General features: G+C 29.6%; 21 protein-coding genes. 13 read left to right on the top strand and 8 right to left on the bottom strand.

Features of this window, described 5'->3' with window-relative positions:
• The first annotated feature begins 28 nt into the window (after positions 1–28).
• The 11 genes from BLT70_RS10820 to BLT70_RS10770 all read left to right on the top strand — a co-directional run bounded on the left by BLT70_RS10820 (position 29) and on the right by BLT70_RS10770 (position 10,729).
• Positions 29–574, top strand: a complete 546-nt coding sequence (locus BLT70_RS10820; RefSeq protein ID WP_091894316.1) for a hypothetical protein — start codon at positions 29–31, stop codon at positions 572–574.
• Between the two features lie 194 nt (positions 575–768).
• Positions 769–1,398, top strand: a complete 630-nt coding sequence (locus BLT70_RS10815; RefSeq protein WP_091894314.1) for a hypothetical protein — start codon at positions 769–771, stop codon at positions 1,396–1,398.
• A 303-nt stretch (positions 1,399–1,701) separates the two neighbouring features.
• A complete protein-coding gene (locus BLT70_RS10810; RefSeq protein ID WP_091894312.1) occupies positions 1,702–2,046 on the top strand; it encodes a hypothetical protein in 345 nt (114 codons plus the stop codon).
• A gap of 118 nt (positions 2,047–2,164) precedes the next feature.
• The gene (locus BLT70_RS10805; RefSeq protein ID WP_091894310.1) at positions 2,165–3,055 is read left to right on the top strand and encodes an AAA family ATPase; all 891 of its coding nucleotides are present in this window, start codon (positions 2,165–2,167) and stop codon (positions 3,053–3,055) included.
• Entirely contained in the window at positions 3,039–4,028 is a 990-nt protein-coding gene (locus BLT70_RS10800; RefSeq protein WP_091894308.1) for a DUF3871 family protein, read from the top strand. The genes BLT70_RS10805 and BLT70_RS10800 overlap by 17 nt, the downstream gene beginning before the upstream one ends.
• A 37-nt stretch (positions 4,029–4,065) precedes the next feature.
• Complete coding sequence (locus BLT70_RS10795; RefSeq protein ID WP_091894306.1) at positions 4,066–4,326, top strand: hypothetical protein; 261 nt, start codon at positions 4,066–4,068, stop codon at positions 4,324–4,326.
• A 520-nt stretch (positions 4,327–4,846) separates the two neighbouring features.
• Positions 4,847–5,950, top strand: a complete 1,104-nt coding sequence (locus BLT70_RS10790) for an AAA family ATPase (protein ID WP_091894304.1) — start codon at positions 4,847–4,849, stop codon at positions 5,948–5,950.
• Positions 5,916–6,596: an NUMOD1 domain-containing DNA-binding protein gene (locus BLT70_RS10785; RefSeq protein WP_091894302.1), complete on the top strand. Its 681-nt coding sequence runs from the start codon at positions 5,916–5,918 to the stop codon at positions 6,594–6,596. The genes BLT70_RS10790 and BLT70_RS10785 overlap by 35 nt, the downstream gene beginning before the upstream one ends.
• Before the next feature lie 302 nt (positions 6,597–6,898).
• On the top strand, positions 6,899–8,263 hold the full coding sequence (gene dndC / locus BLT70_RS10780) for a DNA phosphorothioation system sulfurtransferase DndC (protein ID WP_172824410.1): 1,365 nt from the start codon (positions 6,899–6,901) through the stop codon (positions 8,261–8,263).
• The gene (locus BLT70_RS10775) at positions 8,260–10,347 is read left to right on the top strand and encodes an AAA family ATPase (protein WP_091894300.1); all 2,088 of its coding nucleotides are present in this window, start codon (positions 8,260–8,262) and stop codon (positions 10,345–10,347) included. The genes dndC and BLT70_RS10775 overlap by 4 nt, the downstream gene beginning before the upstream one ends.
• Entirely contained in the window at positions 10,331–10,729 is a 399-nt protein-coding gene (locus BLT70_RS10770; RefSeq protein ID WP_091894298.1) for a DndE family protein, read from the top strand. Before BLT70_RS10775 ends, BLT70_RS10770 begins: the two co-directional genes overlap by 17 nt.
• Before the next feature lie 36 nt (positions 10,730–10,765).
• Here the strand turns inward: BLT70_RS10770 and BLT70_RS10765 are convergent, their stop codons facing one another.
• The 6 genes from BLT70_RS10765 to BLT70_RS10740 are packed head-to-tail and all read right to left on the bottom strand — an operon-like array spanning position 10,766 to position 18,904.
• Positions 10,766–11,557, bottom strand: a complete 792-nt coding sequence (locus tag BLT70_RS10765; RefSeq protein WP_091894296.1) for a DUF2971 domain-containing protein — start codon at positions 11,555–11,557, stop codon at positions 10,766–10,768.
• On the bottom strand, positions 11,544–13,781 hold the full coding sequence (locus BLT70_RS10760) for a DNA sulfur modification protein DndB (protein WP_091894294.1): 2,238 nt from the start codon (positions 13,779–13,781) through the stop codon (positions 11,544–11,546). Before BLT70_RS10760 ends, BLT70_RS10765 begins: the two co-directional genes overlap by 14 nt.
• A 6-nt stretch (positions 13,782–13,787) precedes the next feature.
• Complete coding sequence (locus tag BLT70_RS10755; protein WP_091894293.1) at positions 13,788–14,273, bottom strand: hypothetical protein; 486 nt, start codon at positions 14,271–14,273, stop codon at positions 13,788–13,790.
• Positions 14,273–16,465: an AAA family ATPase gene (locus tag BLT70_RS10750; protein ID WP_091894291.1), complete on the bottom strand. Its 2,193-nt coding sequence runs from the start codon at positions 16,463–16,465 to the stop codon at positions 14,273–14,275. The genes BLT70_RS10755 and BLT70_RS10750 overlap by 1 nt, the downstream gene beginning before the upstream one ends.
• Before the next feature lie 6 nt (positions 16,466–16,471).
• The gene (locus BLT70_RS10745; RefSeq protein WP_091894289.1) at positions 16,472–16,690 is read right to left on the bottom strand and encodes a hypothetical protein; all 219 of its coding nucleotides are present in this window, start codon (positions 16,688–16,690) and stop codon (positions 16,472–16,474) included.
• Positions 16,691–16,696: 6 nt separating this feature from the next.
• Positions 16,697–18,904, bottom strand: coding sequence for a DEAD/DEAH box helicase family protein (locus BLT70_RS10740; protein WP_091894287.1), 2,208 nt, complete (start codon positions 18,902–18,904; stop codon positions 16,697–16,699).
• A gap of 54 nt (positions 18,905–18,958) precedes the next feature.
• Between BLT70_RS10740 and BLT70_RS10735 the strand changes: the two genes are divergently transcribed.
• Entirely contained in the window at positions 18,959–19,231 is a 273-nt protein-coding gene (locus BLT70_RS10735) for a hypothetical protein (RefSeq protein WP_091894285.1), read from the top strand.
• A 468-nt stretch (positions 19,232–19,699) separates the two neighbouring features.
• A complete protein-coding gene (gene manA, locus BLT70_RS10730; protein ID WP_091894283.1) occupies positions 19,700–20,905 on the top strand; it encodes a mannose-6-phosphate isomerase, class I in 1,206 nt (401 codons plus the stop codon).
• 211 nt (positions 20,906–21,116) lie between these two features.
• Here the strand turns inward: manA and BLT70_RS10725 are convergent, their stop codons facing one another.
• Positions 21,117–24,683: an HsdR family type I site-specific deoxyribonuclease gene (locus tag BLT70_RS10725; RefSeq protein ID WP_091894280.1), complete on the bottom strand. Its 3,567-nt coding sequence runs from the start codon at positions 24,681–24,683 to the stop codon at positions 21,117–21,119.
• A gap of 26 nt (positions 24,684–24,709) precedes the next feature.
• Positions 24,710–25,489 (bottom strand): transposase, encoded by a 780-nt coding sequence (locus BLT70_RS17410; RefSeq protein WP_091894278.1) that lies wholly within the window; start codon positions 25,487–25,489, stop codon positions 24,710–24,712.
• Positions 25,490–25,497: the final 8 nt, after the last annotated feature.

The following is a 25,497-nucleotide window of genomic DNA, read 5'->3' as shown; positions in this document are numbered from 1 at the left end:
GTAAAAGATTTTGTATAAGTCAAGAAAAATGAAAAAGCACCTATTATCAATAGTAATTTTAATAACAACAATAAGTAACGCACAACTAAAGCCTCTAAAAGATGCTGATTTATTAACAAAAGAAGTAACTAAAAATACCACTTTTAAAGTTGATAAGTTTGAATATAAAATAGAGTGGACAGATAAATTAAGTTATTCTCCTAATTTAGGATATTTAGGAGGTATTAAATCTTTAAAAATATATTTAAAAGGGATATTGATAAATGACTTTAAATCTATAGAAGATGAGGTTGGGCTACAAGAATTTATAATTGATTTTTACGATTTTAATTTAGATGGAACAATTGATTTTAGAATTCGTAGAGAGTGTGGAGGTAGTTGTTATTATAGTTACTATTTATCTAACATAAAACTAAATAAGTTTGAAAATCCAAAAGAATGGGATTATATACGTGTTAGAGCTTTAGATTTTAAAAATAAATTGTTGGCAGACCAATTGGCAGGAATAAATGAAGTAGCAGATATTTTTAAAGTTAAAGGAAACCGATTGATTAAACAGCTAGAAAAAAAATAATGCTTTCATAAATTTTTTATTCTTGACTTTTATTAGTTGTTAAAAAGAAGGTGAATTAAATTTTGTCGGATAGTAAAAGTAGTCAAGTATTTTTTTATTTAATAAAATAATGAGCAACAAGGAATTGGTTTTTTTGATGTAAAAATATCAGGAGAATCAATAGCTTATTAATCTAGGTGTAAAAATATAAAAAGATGATTAAGATTACAAGAATTGAAAAAGAGGGACAATTAGTATGGGAAAAGAACAATAGGTTTACAGCAGTTATTGTTACAACAGAATTTGTAATGAACTTAGAAACTCTTAATGAATACCAAGAGTCTAACACGTTATGGTTTAAAGCAGGAACTGAAGCTCGTTTAGAAAAAATGGTTGCTACACAAATCAAACTTATTGAAGCTGGAGCATTAGTGCCTTACAGAGTGTTCTCTGAAACACCTATGTATGAAGGACAAGAACAAGATAGAAAGATTAATGCTGATGGTTCTCTTGGAGAAGAAATAGGTAGATATTCTCAATCAAAACTTGGTTTACCTGAGAAAGCAATGGTTATGAATAGAACATTCATTACACCCGCATTTGCAAAAGTTAATGCTGATGCGATTAGGTCTACAGTTGCAACTTCTTCATTAAAAGATGATGCACCTATAATATTAGAGGAAACAGAAGTTTATAAAGAGACTATTCATAAAAACAATAATGTAGATCATTATAATCAATATTTTGAAGAAGAAAAAAAAGAGAGACAAAGAAAGGTAGAAGATGAAAAAAGTTATTCTTGGGTTAAGTCGATATTTTTTTATTTGGATTACTCTTTGTTTTAATGATATTTTTTGGAGCTTTAAATGGAGTTGGTGAAGTATTGTCAAGTATTCCTTGGTATTTAAATATAGTTCTAACAATAGGTGGGGTCTATGTTATTGCAAAAATTATAGGGTAAAAAAAATAATTTTTTCAAAATTTTTCAAAACTTTTTTTATCAAAAGAGCAAGCTAACCCAATACATCACCCCCTCTTCCGTTTCGTTTGGGGTTACCACCCCTGCACTTCACTTCAGGGGTCACACGCTTCTTTAGTTTTGGAGGTAGTCTCCAAGTTTAAATGTATATCTTAAAATTTAAGAAACTATGGTAAAAATTGTAGGATTTAAGACCTTTGAAAGAAAAGACGGGTCAGAGTTTTGTGCATTAATTGTGCAAGGAGGAATTGAAGCTGTGAAAAGTAAAGAAACAGGAAAAACTTATTTTACAGCACGTAAAGTTAATGTCAGTTGTACATTTGAAGAAGAAATGTGTGAAAGTTTATTAGGTTCAGATTTCCCAGGAAGTATTCAAAAAGTTGAGGTAGAAGCATATGAGTATGCAATACCAGAAACAGGAGAAATGGTTACGCTTACACATAGCTATGAATATGTAAGTGAGGAAGATAACGTTGTTAAAAGCAATGTTGTAGAAAAAGAATTAGTGTTATAGCTAATTTTTTAGTTTAGATATAATTAGAGAGTTTACAGAAATGTAAGCTCTTTTTTTATGTCTTTTTTTTAGTGAGATACACTTACAAAATAAATTATAAACAATAATATTTAAAATTATGCAATTACAAAAAGCACAAAGACATCAAGTAAAATTAAGATTAGGTTTGTCTGGAGCATCAGGATTTGGCAAGAGCTATTCAGCGTTATTACTTGCTTATGGAATTACAGAAGATTGGACTAAAATAGCTGTTGTCGATACAGAAAACAATAGTGCCTCACTTTACAGTCATTTAGGAGATTTTAATGTGGTTTCTTTAAATCAGCCTTATAGCCCAGAACGATATATTGAAGCTATTAAGCTTTGTGAAGAAAATCAAATGGATGTAATCATTATTGATAGCATTACGCACGAATGGAATGGTAAAGGAGGTTGTTTACAGATACACGAGCAATTAGGTGGACGTTTCCAAGACTGGGCGAAATTAACTCCAAGACATCAAGCTTTTATAGATGCCATTTTACAGTCTAATTGTCACGTTATAACTACTGTTAGAAAGAAAATGGACTACTCAATGGATAGAGATTCAAGTGGCAAGACAAGGGTTGTAAAGCACGGTTTAAAGGATATTACCAGAGAAGGATTTTCTTATGAATTGACCGTTGATTTTGAAATTATTAATGAAAACCATATGGCTAAGGCAACTAAAGATAGAACAGGTTTGTTTATGGATAAGCCAGAGATTTTAATTACAAAAGGAGTTGGTAGAATGTTAATTGATTGGTGTAATCAAGGTGTGTCTATTGCAGATGCTAAAAAGGAAATAGCAGAATGTACAACAGTTAAAGGCTTAAGGCATTTATATCAAAAATATTTACCACTCAAGAAAGAGTTGCACGATACTATCTTAAATCGTAAGCAAGAGATTGAATCAGTAAAATCTATGGTAGTAGAAAGAAAAGAAATTATTCATAATAACAAAATATCAGAAAATGGAACTCGTAGCTAATTATAACCCAATAGAAATGATACAAGAAGTATCTCAAGTTGTTCAAAAGTCAGAAAGTAATTTTATAGGAGCAAATACAATAGAAGTAAGTTTTGAACATATTCAGAATAAATGTATTGTCCCTGTTTTTGCAAAAGATAATGAAGTTACTATTTCCCATTATGGATTTATAAACTCAGTCAAAGAAGTAGTTGAGTCTGTCTATTCTGATATTAATGTAATAACGCCCTCAATAAGAGCATCACATCAAATAAAAGGTAGAATACCTAGTGCAATTGGTAAACCTGTTAAGGAGTTGTTAGCGCACGAAAAAACTATTTATTATGAACGAATGGCTTTTATGATGGAAATACCAAACAAGCAAGTAGTAGTTAATGATCAAATATTAAATCTTACAATTGGAGGGGTTAGAGCATACAATCAAGAAAATTTATTTTCTAAAAAATCAATTGAGAAATTTAAGGTTTTTATTGGTTTTAAAAATACAGTATGTACAAATTTGTGCATCGCTACTGATGGATTGCAATCAGAAATAAGAGTAAGTAGTATTACTGAATTAAAGGAGGGTGTACTTAATTTAATACAGGGTTATAACCAAGAAGCGCATTTAGGTGTTATGGAGAGAATGAGTAAGTTTCAGTTAAGTGAACAAGAGTTTGCTCATTTATTAGGTAAAATGAGGATGTATCATTTTTTAAGTAAAGAGGAAAGAAAAACTAAATTTCCTTTACAGCTTACAGATTCTCAAATAGGTATAATAACTAAAAATTATTTTACAGATAAGAATTTTAAAAGAGCAAGTAATAAGATGATAAACCTTTGGCAAGTATATAATTTGTTTACGGAGGCAAACAAGTCATCTTACATTGATACTAATTTAGAAAGAAATGTCAGTGTGTATGAGTTTATCCAAATGCTAGGTTTTTATAGAGATAATGGACAAAATAATTTCTTTAACCATATAATTATATAGCTTTTTTACTAATAAAGTGTAATTCTAAACTGATGAAATGAATGATAAAGAATTAGCAGAATTTTTAAAATATATTTCTCCTTTTGAAATTTATGTAGTTAATAGAGAAAATGAATTAGAGTGTTTAAAATGTCCTTTTGAGGTTGTTTTAAAAGAAGATATTTCTTTTTTAAGAAAGCATCAAGTAGTATTTGTAGAGTTGGTAAAAGTTACAAGGGATTTGAAAACTGTTTTTATTATAAGAGGAAAAGCTTTTTTTGCATTTCATTTTTACATTCCAGATATAAATAAAAGATAGAGGTTTTATATTGTATTTTCCATATTACTAATTGTTATATGTTTTGAGACTGATTTTAACTCTTTAAACTAAAATCTTCTGAAAAGGTTATGGATTCATTATAAGTTTGTTGAGGATAGTTATTGAATTATCCTCAGCAAAATTGTTAAAAAAATAAAACTCTTTATTTTTTTAACACATTAATGGAAAATAATTTAGTTTTTACTTGTTTGTTCGTAAAAAAAGTTGTACATTGCGACTGATGGTGAGATACCGTTGATTAAGACTTCAAAAAAATAAAAAAACTACACAAAAAATAAAAAAAACTCTAAGACAATAACTGAAAATCTGTCTTTTATCATATTATATCAAACCATACGCTAGTCAAATAGAGTATGGTTTTTTTGTATGTTGCATCCTCATCATTTATAAAAAATATAAATAGCACCTTGTTGCAGGGTGTAGGGTTAGTTTGAGTACCAAACTAGTCTGACTGTACTGACTTAAAAATATATATAGTTAGTATTAAAATTTTTGAAATATGAAGAAAGATTTAATGGAGAAAGAGAAAAGAAAAATTAAAATTGAGAAGGGGTTTGATCAAATTCAAGATTTAAAAAATGAACCAGAAGTAAAGGTTTTATGGGAAGGTATTTCTGAAGGTACATTTGGTTTAATGTGTGGAGTTGCAAAAACAGGTAAAACAACCTTTGCGGAAAATTTAGCAATATCAATTTCTGTTGGTAGAACTGAATATTTTGGAAAAAAAATGAATGGAGTACCTAGGAAAGTTTTGTTTGTAAATATGGAAGAGAGCTGGAAGATTAGAGGAAGAAGAAATACAAAGCAATTAAATGAATTATCAGTTGCAGAATTAGATTTGTATAAAGAAAACTATATGACTGTTCCTAAAGATTTTCCAGAGTTTTTAAATAATGAAAATGATTGGGAATATTTACATGATTATATAGCAGAAGCAAATCCTGATGTAATATTTATTGATAGTCTAACACATATGTTTTCGGGTGAGATTGAAAAAAGTGCTAATTGTGTAAATTTTATTAAAAATTTCAAGAAATATGTAACTTGTTTTGATAAGACAGTAATTGTAATACATCACAATGTAAAAGGAAATGATAAGCCAATTGACCAAAATAATGTTGCTGGTAGTAGGGTTATTTTACAATCATTTCAATTTGCCTTTGGTTTTGCAAATATTCCTATGGGAGGAAAGTATATGTGTCCTTTAAATAATAAAGAGTTTGCTATTGATACTACTCTAGCAACACTTTATGAGGTTAAAGAAAATGGTTGGATAGAAGAAACTGGGGTAAAATGTAATAAATTTAAGTTGTACAAAGACTTCTACAAAAATGATGGACGAAAGGATTCTACCAACACTAATTTGCTATATAATTATATAATAAAAGGTACAAGTCAGGGTAGTCAGGGTAGTTATAGTGTAACTGCAAACGAAATGATGAAGCAGTTTGTTGAAAATAGTACAAAGACTATGTCGAAAGATACTTTATATAAAAGTTTGGGCAAATTAGAAAAAGAAGGTAAGATTACGAAAGAAAGCAAAGGGGTTTACGCTCTTAATATTAAAAATGAAAATGAAAGAGACAATGGAGAATCAAAATAATAGTTTTATAATATACAAGGCAGAAAATACCCAAAACGGATATGTATATGTTGGTGCAACAAAAAAGTCTGTTGAATGTAGACAAAAAGACCATTTTAAAAAGTCTAAAAAAGGAAAAAGCTATACGTTTCAAAATGCAATAGCAACTTACGGAGCTGATGCCTTTAAATGGGAGGAGATTGATACAGCAATCACAACAAATGAATTAGCTAAAAAAGAGAAAGAATATATTTTAGAATATAATTCAAAAGAACAAGGGTATAATTCTGATAGTGGAGGTGGAATTCAAAAAACTGTCTATCAATATGATATATTAAGAGGAGTATTAGTTAATAAGTACTCTAATTTAACAGATGCAAGTGCTACAATTGGCTTAAATAAGCAAAACTTGTCAAAAGTGTGTTTAAGTGTAAATAAAGCCTCTAAAGGCTTCTATTGGACTTATGATTATGTCGAAAGATTTATTCCTTTAGAAGATAAAAGGAAAAAGAAAGTTCACCAATATAATATACAAGGTGAATTCATAAATGAATTTGAATCTGTATCTGAAGCATCTAAACAAACAAGAATTAATAAATCTTGTATAGCTAAAGTTTGCAGAGGTGAGCGGAAAAGTAGTGGAGGTTATTTGTGGAAATTTAATTAAATTATTAAACCCAGGTCTATTTAGATTTGGGTTTAATTTTTTTTATACTTTCTTTTGTGTAAAAATAAGCATTACCTCTTTTTTCGAATTCAAGTTTTCCTTGAACTCTATAGTGCATTAAATCACAGCTCTTAATTTTGGCTATTTTTTGAGCGTCCTTACTTGAAAGCCATTTTAAATTTTGAGACATTGAACTTAAATTTTAATGTAAAAATACATGTTAATAATTAAATTAATAATAAAAATCCTGCAGGTTGGCTAAGATAGTTAATATGATTAATTTTGAAAGATTATAAAATATTATGATAAAAATAAAAAGTAGAAAAGTAGAGACGATAATTTCAGAGATTATTGATCAATATACATACGCTGATAAATCAGATAGACCATGGATTATAGGGTTTAGTGGAGGTAAAGATTCAACTGTGTTGCTTACTTTAGTGTGGATTGCATTACAAAGAATAAAAGAAACTTTGCCGTTTCCATATCAATTAAAAAGACCAGTTTATGTTGTGTGTAATGATACGATGGTTGAGAATCCAATTATATCAAGTTACATTGATGACGTGTTAGTAAAAGTTGAAGAAGGAGCTAGAGACCAAGGAATTCCTATTATAGTAAAAAAAACAGTTCCTAAATTAGAAGAATCCTTTTGGATTAATGTAATTGGAAAAGGTTATCCTGTGCCTAATAATACTTTTAGATGGTGTACAGATAAGCTTAAAATTAAACCAACGTCTAATTTTCTTTTAGAGCAAATTGATGAAAAAGGAGAAGCTATTGTTCTACTTGGTACAAGGTATGAGGAAAGCGCTACTAGAGAAAGATCTATGCGTAAGCATGAAGTTGAAGGTAGAAGACTTTCTAAGCATAATACAAATGCAAATACTTATGTTTATGCCCCAATAAAAGAACTTCTTTTAGAAGAAATTTGGTATATAATTAATACCGTTAAATCACCTTGGGGATTTGATAATTCCATTTTATTTCAGATATATTCAGATGCAAGTGCAGATGATTATGAGTGCCCAACTGTGGTTACAAATAAAACGCATTCCTCATGTGGTCAAAGTAGATTTGGATGTTGGACTTGTACTGTTGTAAAACAAGATAAGTCAATGACAGCTTTAATTGAAAATGGTCAACATTGGATGCAACCTCTTTTAGAGTTTAGAAATAACCTTGTTGAAAATAGAAATATTAGTGAAAATAGAATGCCAATAAGAATAAATGGTCAAAAAGCAGTAACAGAGGATGGTCATAATCAAGGATATTATAAAGCAGAATATAGATCTAGATTATTGAGAGAATTATTGACGATTCAAAAAGAGCTACAAAAAGAAAGACCACATATTACATTAATTACTAATCAAGAGTTGATTGCTATTCAGGTAATGTGGAATAGAAAGTTAGAATTTGATTTCACTGTTGGTGAAATTTATAAGAAAATATATAATAAAGATATTAGTACTAATAATATCAAATCATTAGATGATACAGAACGAAGAATCTTAAAAGAGGTTTGTAAAGAAGATGCTTCATATTATCATTTAATAGATAATTTAATAACACTTCAAGAAACAAAGACTCTTATGATTTCTAAATATGGATTGCATAATGATGTTGAAAATAGAATTGAGTCTTTTGTTAATGAAAATCAATTATGAAAATAAGTAAAATAAAACTAAATAACTTTAGGATATATAAGGGACAAAATGAATTGAACCTTGCGGCTAAAGGAGATAAAAACATAAGTATTATTGCAGGTAAAAATGGTTTTGGTAAAACAACATTTTTAACCTCTTTAATTTGGTGTTTTTATGGAAAACTAATGACTCAAGTTGAGGATAAGTATAAAAAGGATATTAAAAATATAGGAGGTTATGATAATTACTTGTTGTCTTTAGTGAATAAGGACAGTAAAGATGAATCATCAGAAACTACTTTTTCTGTGGAGGTTGAATTACAAGATTTATTAATTCCTGCAATACCTTGTAGAACTGTAAATATTATAAGAACTTATAGTTTAAAAACGCAGCAAGAAACATTACAAATTCTTATAGATGGAGATGAAAATGAGTTGACTAAAGATGTAGGTTTTGAGGTTTTTATTAATGATTTTATCTTGCCTAGAGAGATTGCAAAGTTCTTCTTTTTTGATGCTGAAAAAATAGTGTCACTTGCGGAAGCAAAGTCTAAAGCTGAATTAAGAAGTTTAAGTAAAGCATATTCTGAAGTTTTAGGTATAAAAAAATATGAAGAACTTAAAAACAACTTAGAATCACTTTTAACAAAGCTTAGAAGAAGAGGTGTTTCAGACCTTGAAGAATATAAGCTTAAAGAGTTACTATCTGAAGAAGAAGAATTAGAAAAGCTAATCAATCATAATCAAGATAAACAAGATGAAATAGATAAGCATCTCGTTATTTTAAAATCTGAAAGTGATTCATTACAAGAAAAATTGATTCGTGAAGGTAATTCTATAACGTTAGAAGAATTAAAAGAATTAAAGTCTAAGCGTGATAATTTAAAGGAAGAATCTGTCAGTATAAAGCAAGAATTAAGAAAATTACTAGACCTTACACCTCTTGTAATAGCTGGTAAAAATCTCGGTAAGTTGTATAATCAACTTGTGTTAGAGAATGATGATTTATATGGTGCTTTAACAGAAAAGCTTTTAAAGAAGGAATTAGAGTCTTTTTCAACAAGCATTCTGGCTAATCAAGACTTATTAAGTTTAGATCCTTCCATTAAAGATAAAATAGAAAAAGCTATAAGCAATTCAATAAAATCTAAGTTCAAGAAAAAAGACTCAAAATCTAAAGTTGGCAAAGTTTATCTTGAGTTTAGTGAAGAATCGTTTAGAGAGTTTGAAGCTATTTATAATAATATTAAAACAACTTTTTTAAGTCAGTTTAATGCTATTGTTAAAGAAGAGAAAATTACTCGAGCTTTACTTAGTAGAACTAATAAAAAAATTAAGCAAGGAGAAGCCAGAAAAGACAATCATTTAGCTAGACAGTTTAGAGATGAAAAGACTAATGCTGATACTAAAATTGAAGATTTTTTAAATGAAAAGAATAATCTTTTAGAGGAAGTTGGGGGATTAAGATTGAAACTAACTTCACATAAAAAAGTGAGATCTGAATATGAGAAGAACTTTAATTTAGTTGAAACGGATAAAAAGAAGTATGATGTTACTCAGAAGCTTTTAGTTAAGATTAATGAGTTAATTAAAAGAATCAAGGAAGATAAAAAGTATTCCTTACAGAAATCTGTTTCTTTAGGTTTAAGGAAGTTGATGCATAAAAAAGATTTCATTTCTAATGTTAGAGTTAACATTATAGATGATGTTATGGATATTGACTTATTAGACAAAAAAGGACAGGTAATAGATAAGGATTCTTTGTCTAAGGGAGAGCAACAGCTTTATGCAACAGCCTTGTTGAAAGCACTTGTTGATGAATCTGGAATTAAGTTTCCTGTTTTTATTGATAGCCCTTTACAGAAGTTTGATAAGTACCACTCTAAAAACATAATCAAGGAGTTTTATCCTTCTATTTCAGAACAAGTAGTACTGTTTCCTTTATTGGAAAAAGAGCTATCTGAAGCAGAGTATGAGCTTTTAAAGCCTAATTTGAATAAGGTCTTCTTAATACATAATACTGAAAATGGGTCTGAGATCATCTCTACTCGTGTAAATAATTTATTTAAAGAATTTAAAAAAGAAAAAGATGTTTACACATATTAGAACCAGTAAAGAAAATAAAGAGGTTGTATCTAAACTAACACGTAGACTTAATCTTGGGACAGAAAATATAATTTCTAGAATTGCATTAGCACATTCTCTGTCTCAAGATAGAGTTTTAAAGTTAGAAGATATACAAAACTCAGGTGGAAAAGATTACTCTAAAGCGGTGCTTTTTGGTGATTATTTAGATTATTATTTAGGTATGGTTGCTTTACATTATGGCATTCATATTACAGATAAAGACCTCCCTAAATATATTAAAATGCATATTGATGATGGACTTCAATTACTAAATGAAGAACTAAATCAAAGATCTAATATTGATGGCTTTGATTTTTTGGTTGAGAAAATCCAAGAAGGATTATTAGTTTTAGATAATTAATACATCTCATTTGAATAGCTTGAATTTATAATCAGGCTATTCAATATTATAGTCCTCAATATTTAAAGTATAGGTGTTTACATCAATTTTAGCTTGTTTGAATTTGACATTTAACTCGTATTGTTTTACTAACTCAATTACTTCATCAATATCTGTTGAGTTAGTTTTACATCCAAATATTATTTCTGTTAAATTTAATTTATCAAATTTAACAGCTTCAATATTATCAATTACAATTCTAAATTCCTTTTCATAATTCCAATCAATAGATTTGTTAAAAATTATACCTTCTACTATTTCGTTATCTGTGTGTAACCATGACCAAACTTCATCATAATGAGTTTGATATTTAACTTTTTTATAATTACCGAAAACTTCTGTTTCTTTACTCCATTCAAATCCAAAGCAAATTCCATAATGATTATCTGCATAATGAGACCACATCAGAATATTGTCAGGAATAGCACTTAAAGCTAGCACACCCTTTGAATCATGAATTGACTGTACTCTTTTTTCAAGATTATCTTTAAATTCTGAATTCTCAATTACCTCAGAAGTAATTCGACTGCTAACTAATGTGAATGCATCATTCATAGTTATACCTTGATGCTTTTCTTTTTTTACAAGCTTATTGGTGTATTGTACTCTTGCTTGCGCAGCTATAATCTCATTAAGCTTACCATCAAATTTTAGTTTGACTTTACCATCAAAAGGATCATTGAAAGCTTTGATGCTGCTAAAAAATAACTCTTGCTCTGATATTATTCTTTTTGTCCAGTGCTTCTCCTCGCTATCTTTTTTAAAGCCTCTATATTTATAAAGTTTCATTTTCTAATATTTTACTAATGTGATTTATAATTTGTTCTAATGCAAGTCCGCCATAAAATTTTCCTAAAACAGCTATAGCTCTTGGAGATAATAATTCTTGAGAATCAAACTTTTCTTTAATAGTTTCTATTTCGTTTGGTGTTAGATATTTGTCAAACTCCTTAAAATCTTTAGTTTGGGTATACATTTTGAATAAAGTACCTTGGTCATCTTTAGCTATACTAGATAATATTTCAATACCGTAAGACTTTTGAATTTTGTCTAATTTTCTCAAATTACCACCTGAAGTATTTTTACGATTTGTCCATCTGTTTTGAATAAATAAAATAAGATCAGCACCTTTTTTGGCATTTATAAGGCCTGGTTTCATACTTTTATTTTTCATAATAATTTCTGACCATGGGTTAAAATTTTCTATTTTAAACTCTTCCATATTAAAAAATGTAACTTCAATACCACTATTTGAATTGAAGAAACCGTTTACTCCAAGTGAATTAATAAATTCTATAGAATCAGTTAAATTTATTGATGATAGTTTCGGGTTTAACTCAGTTAGATATATGAACAACATTTCTTGACCAACTATTTTTTTTAATAAAATTGAATCAAGATCATCCGATAATTTATTAGACCAATTTTGAATTACATCTTTTTTGTCATTTGGAACTTCATCGTATTCACTAAAGAAATTACTTATTAGTCTGTCAACCTTATCTTTTCTTTGTCTTATATTATTGTCAATTTTTAGTTTTTCATGAGTTGAAAGTATAAAATTGAAAATTAAAGTTCGATCCTCTTTTTCATGTTCTATTATAGAATTTTTGATTTGTTTTGTGAACCAAAGACCATTGTAAACTTCCACTATAAAATTGACATATATAGCACAAGTCTCATTTAGTAAATTAGATATTTCATTAGAGCTAATTTCAAAAGCTGTGTCTTTTGAGCAATCTTGATTGTATATATTTGATAAAACTCGCTTAAATTCTTCAAGATCTGTTGTTTCATCTTCATCTGCAACACTACCAGTCATAAAGTCTCGCTGAGCTTGTTGTAATTCTTCAAGGTGTCTTTTTCTTAATATTATAAGGTTGTTAAATATTTCTAATTCGCTAACTGACAAACCATTAGATCTTAGTCTGTTTAGTAATTTCTGAGTTTTACTTTCAGATAATTCTTCAACAGATTCAGTAGATTCTATCTCATCTAAAATTGAAGAACTTAATTGTTTCGCAATACTTCGAATATCTCTCGTTTTATCTGCTTCAACATGCTTTAGGAATATATTAGCTAATATATTCTTGTGAATAGTCATAATGTTTGATACTTCCCAAGGGAATAATGAATTGTGATTGGATAAAAACCCACGATGCTCCTCATCATCCTTACCAGACTCTTCTAGAAAATATCTGTTAATAAAATTTGTGTTATTTAGAAAAAAGTTTTCATCACCAAGCATTTTTTGATAAACATCTTCTTCCTGATTTCCAGGGTCATTTGCACCAAGAATTTTGGCAGTAATTCTCCTTTGAATATTTCGATCATCAATAAAAATTAATTTTTCCTCAGAAACAAGTCTTGGAGTATTATTTACATCAATAAAAAGGGCTCTTGTAGCCTGAATTAGATCTATTTTAGGATCATTTTTGAAAATCACAAAAGATACAGGAATGCTAACATTTTTGTATGTGTTTTCATTTTTCCCTTTATAATACTCTCTAATAGCACTTACTCGGTGTTGACCATCAATAACTAAAGCAGAAATTTTGTTTTTATCCCAGGATATTGAAACCGGCAGATTCATAATGTAATCTTCTCCTTCATACTGTTTATCAATATTTATGAAATCAATTTGATTGAAACCTTTATCATTCATTGAGAAGCTTTGTCTTGGTTCTCCTTCGGATTTAGGTAGTAAAACAACTGTAATTGCTGGAAAAAATTTTATTAACCTGTTGCTGGAGTTAAGATATTCGTTTTTTATTTCTTTTACTCTTTTTTTAGAGATATTTCTTTGGATAACCTTATTCATTCCCCATCTAGCATCTCCTCTTAAATCTTCAACTAAAATAATATCTCTATTGTTGAACAATTCAATTATAGGAACAGTAGCGGCAAATACATTAGTATCAAATTCAGAGTTCAATTTTTGAATTGAGTGCACACTGTAATACTCTTTGGATGTGTCAGATTGAGTAACTTTTATTTTTTTTATTTTGCTCATTCTTTTTTAAAAATTATTTTTATAAATATCAATAAACATATAATGAGAGTTTTCTAACTCTCCTTTTTCATAAAGGTTTTCTAGATACTCAAGACCACCATTAGCATATTCTTCAATAAGAGTAACAACATCAGAGATTACTTTATTTAATTGGTCTTCTTCCATGTCTTCTAACTCATTCCAGTTAATGTTTAAATCATCCGTTTGGGTAAAAATTACCATTAACAAAAAATCTACTAAAGATGAATCTCTTTTCCATTTACCAATTTCTAAAAAATCTGAAGTAAGATTTCTGGGTGGTAGAGGTAAGCGTCTTTTCTTTTTTATGCCTGTCATCATAGCATAAATATAAAGCTCATATATAGGTCCAAATTGGCTGTATTCTGATGATCTTGAACCTTTGTTGGCTAATGCTTCAAGTAAAGGTATTCTGCTGTTAGCATATCTAGGTCTTTTTGAGACTAAATTTGATTTGAATTCTTGACTATTCATTATTTTCTTCTTTCAATTTTAGTAGTTCTTTCTATTTGTGAAGATTCTTCATCTACTTCATTTAGGTAAAATGTTTTAATAACATCACTTTTTATTAGTTGCTGCCCTAAGTCTGTTAGTTTGTCTTCTGAGTCTTTGTCATAAAGGTCTTTAACCAAAATAATACTCTGTGGGAATACATCTGGTATTGCTTCAAAGAATCCTTTGTTAAAAGCTTTACCAAAAGCAGATAAAGGTGCATCAGCTAATAAAGGGTAATTGTATTGAGATGTGTTAGCTGATATGATAGACATAACCACTGCAAATTTCTTCATTCTTTGGAAACCTTCAGAAGCTCCAGATACATCGTTACCTAATTCATCTATATAATCTAAAGATATTCCACCAGAAGGAGATTTTTGAAATCTTAAAACACCTCCTTTAATGTCATTATATTTAATTAAGCTTTGAAAATGTTTGTTTGCATGGTCTTCTAATAGACTAACCATTTTATCAAATACACGCTCCTTAGCTTGTAATGTAGCTTCAACTAGATCTTTACTTATTTCATAGTTAACAGTGAAACCTTCAGGGATATCTTTAGGACGTAGATTTGTTATTTCCTTCTCAGTATTAATAATCTGTGTTTTTAAGCTTTTAATGGTATCTTGAAGTCTTTCTATTCTTGAAGAAGCTTGCTCCATTCTTCTTATAGACCCTTTATACTGGTTTATAATAGTTGTTGCATTGTCTACACCTTCACCTTCTGTACCTGCAATTAAAATGTCTTTTCGTTGAGATTTTAAAGCTTTTAATTCTGAACTTAACTTGTCCAGTCTTTGTTTTAACTCTAGTTCTTTTTCTCTGGTTCTTAAAACACTAGAGGGTATAGAGTCAAATTTGTTTAAAAAAGGCGCTGCATTTAACTGAAGATTTCCAAAAAAGTCTTCCAGATCATTTTTAACAAACTCTTTTTTAGTGTTATTTTCATTAGGTCTGTTTTTTAGCTTCAATAAGTAGTTGTACGCATCTGAGCCTACTTCAGCATCTCTATCACATACATAGCACTTTTTATCCTCAATCATCTGATCTAATGTAACAGCATCAGGAGAGTTAACAGGTAGCATTGTAAAGTAATCGTTAGGATTTTCAGCTGCATTTTGTAGAGCTCTTTTCTCGTATCTTTTTTGTCTGAATTCTTTAATGTTATTTTTAAAATCATTTATGGAGTCTTCAAACCCTAAGGTGATCCATGAAAAATTACCATCAAAGAACCTATTGTTTATTCCATCAAGAAAAGTATCATAGTCATCTTTTACACGTTTTAAAACTCTGTTTTTATCAGAGATTTTATCATCTAATTCTTTCCTTTTTTCTGCATTAGCAAAGTTTTGCTCTAACTCATTTTTTTCCTGTTCAGCAGCTTCGTATAAAGTATTAAATTCTGTTAACTTCTCTGATTCTTGAATTAGTTTTTCTTGTAATTCTTTTTTAACAACAATAGCTTTATTTAATCTGTCATTATGTTCACTAGTTGCGTTAGTTTGCTTATTTAAGTCTTTTTCAGCCTTTAAAGCAATGTCTTTAACAATGTTAGCAATGTCTTCATATTTACTAATATTAGTTAATGTTCTTACAGCATCTTCAATACTTGATTTTTTACTAAAATCAATCATCTTATCTACTTCTTCCCCTTGAAAGAAAGAGTATTGTCTTAAGGTAGGTAGTATAAGTTGACTTATTACTTTTTGTTTTTCCTCAGCATCATAAACAGGCTTGTATTTAGGTAAAACATGGTCTGTTTTGTCTACCTCAATATCATCTATTGTTATTTGCCAACTATCAAAATCTGTTAGTTTTTCACTTATTCTTGTAGCAGTAAAAGACTTTGTTATTTGGTATTTATATCTGCCAGTAGAATATTCTATTTTGATTCCTGTTTGTACTTGCTCTCCAATAGAGGTTTCATTTTTAGCTTTATCAGAGATGATTTTAACAGCAAAATCTTTTACATTCTTTTTCTTTTTATCATCTGAATCCAAAACTTGATCATAGAATAGCCATAAAAAAGCATTAAAAAATTTAGATTTTCCAGCTCCATTATCAGCTACTACTATATTTACACCGTCTTCAAACTCATATCTTGTTGTATCATAATCTCCATAGTAATTGAAAAAATTCTTGAAGGATATACTATTTATTATTGATGCCATATGTGTTTAAATATTGTGTACGTTTTTTAATTTTTTATAAATCATAGTAGTGTTTAGGTGATTATCATTTTCATTAATGATTACAGATAATACTTCAATTATTTTTTTACTATAAGGACCAGAAGGTGTAGTGGTTAATGTATCTAGTTCTTGTTTATTTATACTATACTTTTTCATCAATTCTGAATCAGAAAGTATTTCTTTTAAAATTTGGTCTCTTTCCATTTATTTTTATAATTCATTTATTATTGTATCTAAATCTAAGTCATACTTTTGACATACATCATTTAAAGCTTCTTTAGAATCATAGAAATTCATAGCTAAACTAGCAAAATATGCAACTCTATTTAATTCATTTTTAACAAGATTTTTTTCTATGTTAAAAAGCTCTCCTAAATTGCTTTCTAATCTTGGTATAACTACCATATCATAAATAGTTGCAAAAGCTTTGTCTTTATGTTTTCTGAGCAATCTACCCCTTCTTTGAATAAATTGACGAGGGTTTCCCGTACTACTAGCAAAAATTCCAACTTCAGCCCTTGGTACATCTACTCCTTCATCAAGCATTTTCATGGCAAATAAAACTTCTATCTTACCATCTTCAAATCCTCTTAGTACTTCTTCTAAATTTTGATCTTCTGAAGTATATGAATTCATTTTTAGTTTAGGGTAATTATTGTGTATCCTTTTAAGGTATTCATTTAGTATTTTAACAGTGTCACCATCATTGTTTGTGGTGTTTCCTTCTGGGATATATGCAAAAACAAATTTATTTTTTTTATTTTTTATAAGCTCTTTAATAATTGAACTAAAAAGATCTAGTTTGTTTGTTGCTTTATGTATAATACTTTTTCTTTTTAGTAGTAATATTTCTACAATAGGGTCATCTCTAAATTTACCTTTGTCAAAATCAAAAAACTTTAGCAGTTTTTTAGAGATTTCAGTATATTCTTCAAACTCACACTCACTCAATTCAACAATTAATGGGTAATATTTATATCCTGTTAAGAATCCAAACTCTAAAGCTTTTGCCATTCCAAAACTATAGGTGTAAGGAGGTGTGTCTTTAAAGAATGAATCAATAGCTAAAGTACCTTCAGGGTCATATATTCTTTTAGGAGTAGCAGAAAGCCCAATCTTTTTATTAACTTTTACATCTTTAAGTTTCTTCTGTATATTGTTTGCTCCCATATTGTGAGCTTCATCAGCAATTAATAAAAAGTCTTCTTGTATTTTTTGAAATAATTTTTGAAACCTATCTAGAACAAAACTTCCATAAGTTGATATGATTATTAAATCATTTTTCAAACCCCAAGAATAATTACTTGAGTAGTTTGCTAAGTCTTTTTCCCAATTGTTTCCGCCTCCAACTTTAAGTATTTTTTTAAAATTAAAAGATTTTACTTCTTCTTCCCATTGATTTAATAAAGCAATTGATGGAACTAGAATTATAGCTCTATAATTACCACTTTCTTTATATAAGTTTAATAAACAATTAAGAGATGTAATTGTTTTACCTGTACCAGTTGCCATAGCAAATACACCAGAGTAGTCTTTTTTTACCCATTCATTATAAGCATCTTTTTGATATTTTCTAGGACCTTGAGGGAAAGGGAATTTAGGGGTGTTATCTATTTTTTCTATTAAAGTATTAAATCTTTCTTTTTTTTTGGTTAAGATAAAATTGACTTTTTTACTGTATGAATCGCTTCCTAATTTAATGGAATCATCTAATAAGTCTCTTATGTTTTTATCATTTCCAATATTAGAAATAACTTTTTCTATTTCTTTTTTATCAATTTGTTTATAATTAGGATGTTGGTTACTGTAAATTTTTTCAAAGTTTACCTTTTCCTCTTCAATCCTTTCTTTACTTACATTACTTACCCAAGGAGCATCTAATTGAAAGCTTTCTGAATTTTTTATTAATGCTGATAAAGTGAAATTTATACTTCCATCAGTTGATATATAATCCTTGCCATCAAAAAGAATCATTTTTTTACAATGTGCTAAATCAAATCCATTAAATTTTACTGGAATTAATTCTAACCTTTTCTTTTTTAAAAGAAATTTTAGGCAATCAAAAAAGTGTTGTCCCTCTTTGCTTAAGTTCTTTTCTAAATCTTCAAGGTTTTTGAAAATATCAATAATTTTATCTTCATTATTAATCTCTGTGTTATCTAATAAGTTATCAAAATCATTTTCACTTAGGAAATGATTTGTAATTAATCTCATTTTACCCCCGTTATAAATAAATTCAGCAAAACTTTTTGATAAAACTTTAATAGCATTAGAGCTAAAATATCCTAATAATAAATCTATTGTTTTGGCAATAGGAAAAGTGTCTTCGTAAAATTCTAAAGGTATATGATTTGAATCCGAACTATATTTATAGGTAGGAGGAAAATTCAAATCTTTGAATAATAAGGTATTTTTCATTTAATTTTTTATAGCAGGCATAAAACTAAATAATCTAATCAATAAAACCTATATATGAATCAATTAATTTTTAAACAACAAATAAAAAATAATATAATAGAAATTAACATCTCAAATTATCAAGAACTTTCTTTAAGTTATAGTTTTGAAGAGTTAAATAAAAGAATATTAAGCTATATTTTGGAAAGTAAAGCAGACTATATTAAGTTAAGTTTTAAGAATATATCAAATACTGATTTATCTATTTCAAAGATTATAAAAATTAGAGAGTCACTTGCTTTTTTAGAATTAACAGTTATTAGCATTGAAATTTCATTTATGTTATAACTAATTAGGCACACATTTAGGCATACACAACAAAAGTAATAACAGGTAAGTACTATAAATACTAATAAACCTAGCGAAGGTTCGAATCCTTCAGGGCTCACTTAAACCTTCACAGAAATGTGAAGGTTTTTTGTTTTCTATAGGTTTTGTAAGGGGGTTCTATTCTTTTTCTATAATATCATATCAATCAATTTAAACGAATCAGTTCTAAATCACTCAACTTTGGTGTTGCATTTGATTGGTTAAAAGTTGGTTTTTTGATGTTTTTCTTGAAACTTCCAATATTCTTTTATAAGTTGCGGTTAAGTTGTTTATTGTAAATGATTTGTAGTTGCATTAATTTACAGGTTTTTAGTAAGATGAATATTTTTTTTCTGAAATCAGAATGTACAATGGGGTATTAAAATAATGAAATACTTTTAAAAAGTAAAACTAAATTTGAAAGCTTAAAAATAGAAAGTTAAAGACATGACAGATAAAATATGGAGATTAAAAGGAAAAATTCAAAATTATGCTTGGGGAGGAACTGCATATATTTCTGAATTATTAGGTGAACAAGTAAGTGAGGAACCAAGAGCCGAATATTGGCTTGGAGCACATGTAAATGCACCTTCAATGTTAGAGTCATCAGAAGGTAGTACACCTTTAGACGCTTATTTAAATGCAAATCTTACCAAGGTATTAGGAACTAAAATAGCTGATAAGTTTGGTCGATTACCTTTTTTATTCAAGGTGTTAGATGTTAACGACATGTTGTCTATTCAGGTGCATCCTTCTAAAAAAGAAGCAGAAAAAGGATTTAAATTCGAAAATGAACAAGGAATTCCTTTAACCGCAAAGAATAGAAATTATAAAGATGATAACCACAAGCCAGAAATAATGGTGGCTCTTAGTGAGTTTTGGTTGTTACATGGTTTTTTACCAAAAGAGAAGTTAATTCAGGTTTTAAAAACGATTCCAGAATTCAATCCTCTTGTAACTGTTTTTGAAGAAAAAGGATATTTTGGTCTTTACAAACAAGTAATGGAGCAAACTACAGAAGAAACTAATAACATATTACAACCTTTAGTAGATCGTTTATTACCACTGTACAAAGCTGGTAAATTAGATAGAACCAATCCAGGATATTGGGCAGCAAAAGCAGTAGATGCTGCAGAAGACACTACCATTTTAGATAAAGGAATTTATTCCATTTACTTTTTTAATATCGTAAAGGCTAATAAAGGAGAAGCGGTTTTTCAAGATGCTGGTATTCCTCACGCCTATTTAGAAGGTCAGAATATGGAATTAATGGCGAATTCTGATAACGTTTTACGAGGTGGTTTAACTCCCAAACATGTAGATGTACCAGAGTTGTTAAAACATGTTGTTTTTGAAGAAACGCATCCTAATATTATGTTAGGAGAATTGCAAGAAGATGGTATAGAGCGTATCTATAAAAGTCCTGCGCCAGATTTCGAATTGAGTCAAATCGTACTTAAACCAGAAGTTAAATATCAATCAATAGCACAAACAGCACAAGTTTTAATTGTTATTGAAGGAGAAGCAGAAGTTTCTGAAGGAGCTGTTTCTTTAGTTTTAAAGAAAGGGCAAGCTGCTTTTTTATCCGCAGAAAGTAATTACAGTATTTCTTCACCAAGTTTTGCTACGATGTATAAGGCTACGGCACCATAAATAGCTTATTATTTATAGCTTATTTTTCAAATACTAAAAAAGCTTTGTATTTTTAGTACAAAGCTTTTTTAATTTATTAAATACTTTATCAATTTCTAACCTACTATAAGGTCTTTTTTTATCTTTCATAATTACTTAAACCTTTTTTTTAGAATAGTTAATTGTAGAGAAGTTATATTTAAAATGTTAATAATTTTTCAATCCCATTTCTTTACTCTTTAGAAAACATCTCTGCCAAACTTTCTCCTTGTGCTAAAACTTTATCCGCTTCCATTTTTGCAACATCTGGCGGATACCCATAACGCATTAAAATCTTTTTAACCGTTAGTCTTAATTTAGCTCTTACATCATCTCGTTTACTCCAATCTACTGTGGCATTTTTTCTAATCACATCAACAATGGTATGAATCAGTTCTTTCATTTTATCATCTTTCAAAAAGCTAGTAGAACTATTTTCTTTTAGAACACTGTAAAAAGCATACTCTTCTGGTGTTAAGTTTAAATCTGTACTCTTTTGGTCTTCTAAACGCATATCTTTTGCAATTGCAGAGAGTTCTGCTAATACTTGCGCCGAATCTATTTGATTGTTATGGTAACGTTTTACAACAGATTCTAATATTTCAGAAAATCGTTTTCCTTGTGCTATGTTTTTTGTTTTTCGCACGCTAACCTCATCGGCTAACAACTTTTTAAGCAACTCAAAAGCTACATTTTTCTGTTGCATGTTTTTTACTTCTAACAAAAACTCGTCAGATAATATACCTACAGATGGTGCTTTGATTCCCGCTGCTTCAAAAACATCAATTACACCTTCGCTAGATAGTGCATCGTCTACAATTTGTTTAATGGCAGTTTCTACTTCGTAGTCAGATTTTGTGCTTGTTCCTGTAAATTTATTGATACGTGCTTTTACTGCCTGAAAAAAGGCAACTTCATCTTTTATATTATCTGCTTGCGGACTCGGAATAGACATGGCAAACAGTTTAGATAAAAGGGTAACTTCTTTTAAAAATCTATTTTTTAAATCTTCTGTTTGTAATATAAAATTCTGTGCACCTAGTAGTATTTGCAGTTTTATATTGGTTTCTGATGCGAAATAAGCCTTATAATCATAGCCATGAAACTGTTGCTCTACCACTTCAAACTTTTCTAACATGCCTGCAATCGCTTCTTTAATATCTACAATAGGTGTGCCTTCGCCTCCACTTTGCAAATACGTAGCCATGGCGTTACGCAAGTCTTGCCCAATACCAATATAATCTACAATTAAACCACCTGGCTTGTCTTTATACACACGATTTACACGTGCTATGGCTTGCATTAAATTAGCACCTTGCATCTTTTTATCAATATACATAGTATGCAAATTTGGTGCGTCAAAACCTGTAAGCCACATGTCTCTAACAATCACCATTTGTAACGGGTCGTTTGGGTCTTTTATACTTGCAGCTAATGCTTTACGTTGTGTTTTAGTGGTATGATGTGGTTGTAAGATAGCATCGTCATCACTAGTACTTGTCATGATTACTTTTATAGCGCCTTTATCTAAATCATCATGATGCCAATCTGGACGTAAAGCAATAATCTGATTGTAGAGTTTTGCACAAATGGTACGACTCATACCCACTATCATGGCTTTACCTTCAAAGACTTTTTGGCGTGCTTCAAAATGCGATACTAAGTCTGTAGCAATATCTTTTAATCGGTCTTCTTTACCAATAATTTTTTCTATAGCAGCACTTTTCTTTTTTGCTTTTTCTATTTGTGCTTCGGTGGTGTCTTCTATGTCATCTATTTTTGCATCTATAGATTTCGTAACTTCTTCGTTGAGTTTAATTTTTACCAAACGCGACTCGTAACTAATAGGTACTGTTGCACCATCATCTACTGCTTGTTTAGTATCGTACACATCAATGTACTCCCCAAAAACTGCTGGTGTAGATTTGTCTTCCTTTTCTATGGGGGTTCCTGTAAAACCTATGTAGGACGCATTGGGTAAGGCATCTCGCAAATATTTGGCATTACCATATCTAATTTCTGAGCCTTCGTCAGTTTCTACCAAACGTCCTGTAAATCCGTATTGACTGCGATGTGCTTCGTCTGCAACCACAACAATATTTGTTCTTTCAGAAATGGTTTCAAATACATTACCTTCTTCTGGTGAGAATTTTTGAATGGTGGTAAAAATAACGCCTCCGCCAGATACATGTAACAATTCTTTAATATGGTTTCTACTTTCTGCCTGTACTGGTGTTTGACGCAACAATTCTTTACAATTACCAAAGGTTGCAAATAATTGGTCGTCTAAATCGTTTCTATCTGTAAGTATCACAATAGTAGGATTTTCCATTTGCGGATGCGTTACTATTTGTCCGCTATAAAACACCATAGATAAAGACTTACCAGAACCTTGTGTATGCCACACTACACCAATCTTTCGATTGCCATAGCCCTCACTTCCGTCTCTCCCAGCGGGAGAGAAACCAGATTTAACATCTTTAATTTCCTTAATTTTTAATAATATTTCTTCAATATTATTATCAACGGTTTCGTTTTTAAACCTAATTACGGTATTACCTATTTTTGTTAAATAAGCTTCTCTTTTCTTATCTTTAAGTTGTTGTGTTTCTGTAAAATGATAATCACCATCCAATTCAATAATTAACTTTAATTCATTACAATAAAAATCTACAATGTAGTCACCTATTTGATGCTGTCTTCTAAATTTCAAATCTAGAACTTGCCTATTTCTTAATACTTCCCAAAGTGTTTTTTCTACGGGTGTTCCTTTTTTTCTGAATTCTCTTGCAGTTTTTAACAAACCCGAAAACATGTAATTACCTCTGTAATTAATATTTTTATTCTCCCTTTGGGAGAAATTAGAGGAGGGCATGTTTCCTGTAGCACGTATGGTTTGTGCTACTGCTTTTTGTACTGCGTAGTATTGATGATAAGCTGCTACCTTTTTAATTTTTATTTGAAAGATTAAACCAGTTTTATCATCCTTTTTTTCTTCTTGCTCAAAAACGGTACAGTAGCGTATCAATTCTACCACTGTTTTTTTGTTAAGCATGTACTCTGTTAGAATTTGTAATTCCGTTCTAGGGTCTTTTACTTTTGGTGTTGGCGATTTCCAAGATAAAAAACGCGACAAAGGTGCAGACACACTAGAGGTTTTAGCATCGATACCATCACTAATTACACAAATGCTATTGTAATAAAAAATACTTGGTACAGCGGTTTTATAATTTTGTATTTGGGTATATGCTTTTTTTATAGTGGCTTTTTCGTCGGTTGCATTTTTAAGCTCTACGAATACCAATGGCAATCCGTTGATATAAATAACAACATCAAAACGTTTTTCGTTGTTGTTTTCTTTAACTACTAATTGGTTTACTACCCAAAACTGGTTATTCTCTGGGTTTTCTACATCTAACAACCTTACATTAATCCCTTTTGTTCTGCCTTCTTTGTGATACTCAACCGTTACACCATTGGTTAATAAGGTATGGAAACGCTCGTTGTTTTCCATTAAATCTTGTGTACCTAAGTTGATGATTTTATGATACGCTTCTACGCGTGCCGATTCTGGAACGTTTGGATTTAAATGACGTAAGGCATTTTTTAACTGCTGCTCTAACAACACAGACTCAAAACCTTCGCGTTGCGGATTGTCGCTATAAGGTGCAATGTCTGGACCATAATGATAGGTATATCCTTGACCAATTAGTTGGTCTATAAAAGATTGTTCTATGCTATCTTCTGAAAGTTTATGCATGTTCTGATTGTTTTTTATTTAGCAATTTAATTTGAAATGTTATTAGGATTTAATTTATCTGCAATCCATTTTGTGGGATTGTTCATAATATATTCCGATATATTTTGATACGATTTTTCGTTTCTAATGATATGTTCCCAATAGTTACGTTGCCATAATTTACCATTAAAACGTTGCCAATTATTGGTTTTAACATTACGTATGTATTCGTTTGTTGTCATGGTTTTAAACCATTGCACCACCACATGTAGGGGCGAACCTATGTGTTCGCCCATAATAGGAACGTTAGCATTAGAAAACGGAACGTTTACATTTGAAACCGGAACGTTTTTGTTCGAAACCGGAACGTTTTTGTTCGAAACAGGAACGTTTACATTTGAAACAAAAGCATTATCATTTGTTTCCAAATCGTTTTTGGTTGGTATTGGTTTGTTTTTGTTTGCGGTATTGGGGCGGACATGTAGGTCGGTATTGGGGCGGACACGTAGGTCGGTATTAGTATTAGGGCGGACACATAGGTCAGCCCCTACGTTATGTACGATTTCTATAATACAATGAAAATGGTTGGGCATTACAATATGTGCATGGCATTTTATATTTGGAAATTTATTTTCCAATTCCCAATACCATTTATCAATCATTTTACCGGCATTGTTGGTTTCTAATGTTTCATTAATAATATTGCCTAATAAACAAACCCGTTTTTGTATACAAATGGTAATAAAATACAATCCGTTTTGTGCATAATCGTATCCTTTTAATCGAATGGATTTACGGTTGTGCTTTTTAAGATTGTAATGCTTCATATGCTATT

The organism is Polaribacter sp. KT25b (assembly GCF_900105145.1).
Classification (GTDB): Bacteria; Bacteroidota; Bacteroidia; order Flavobacteriales; family Flavobacteriaceae; genus Polaribacter.
Note: the sequence above shows the minus strand (reverse complement) of the source record. Positions and strands in the feature narration are given on the sequence as shown.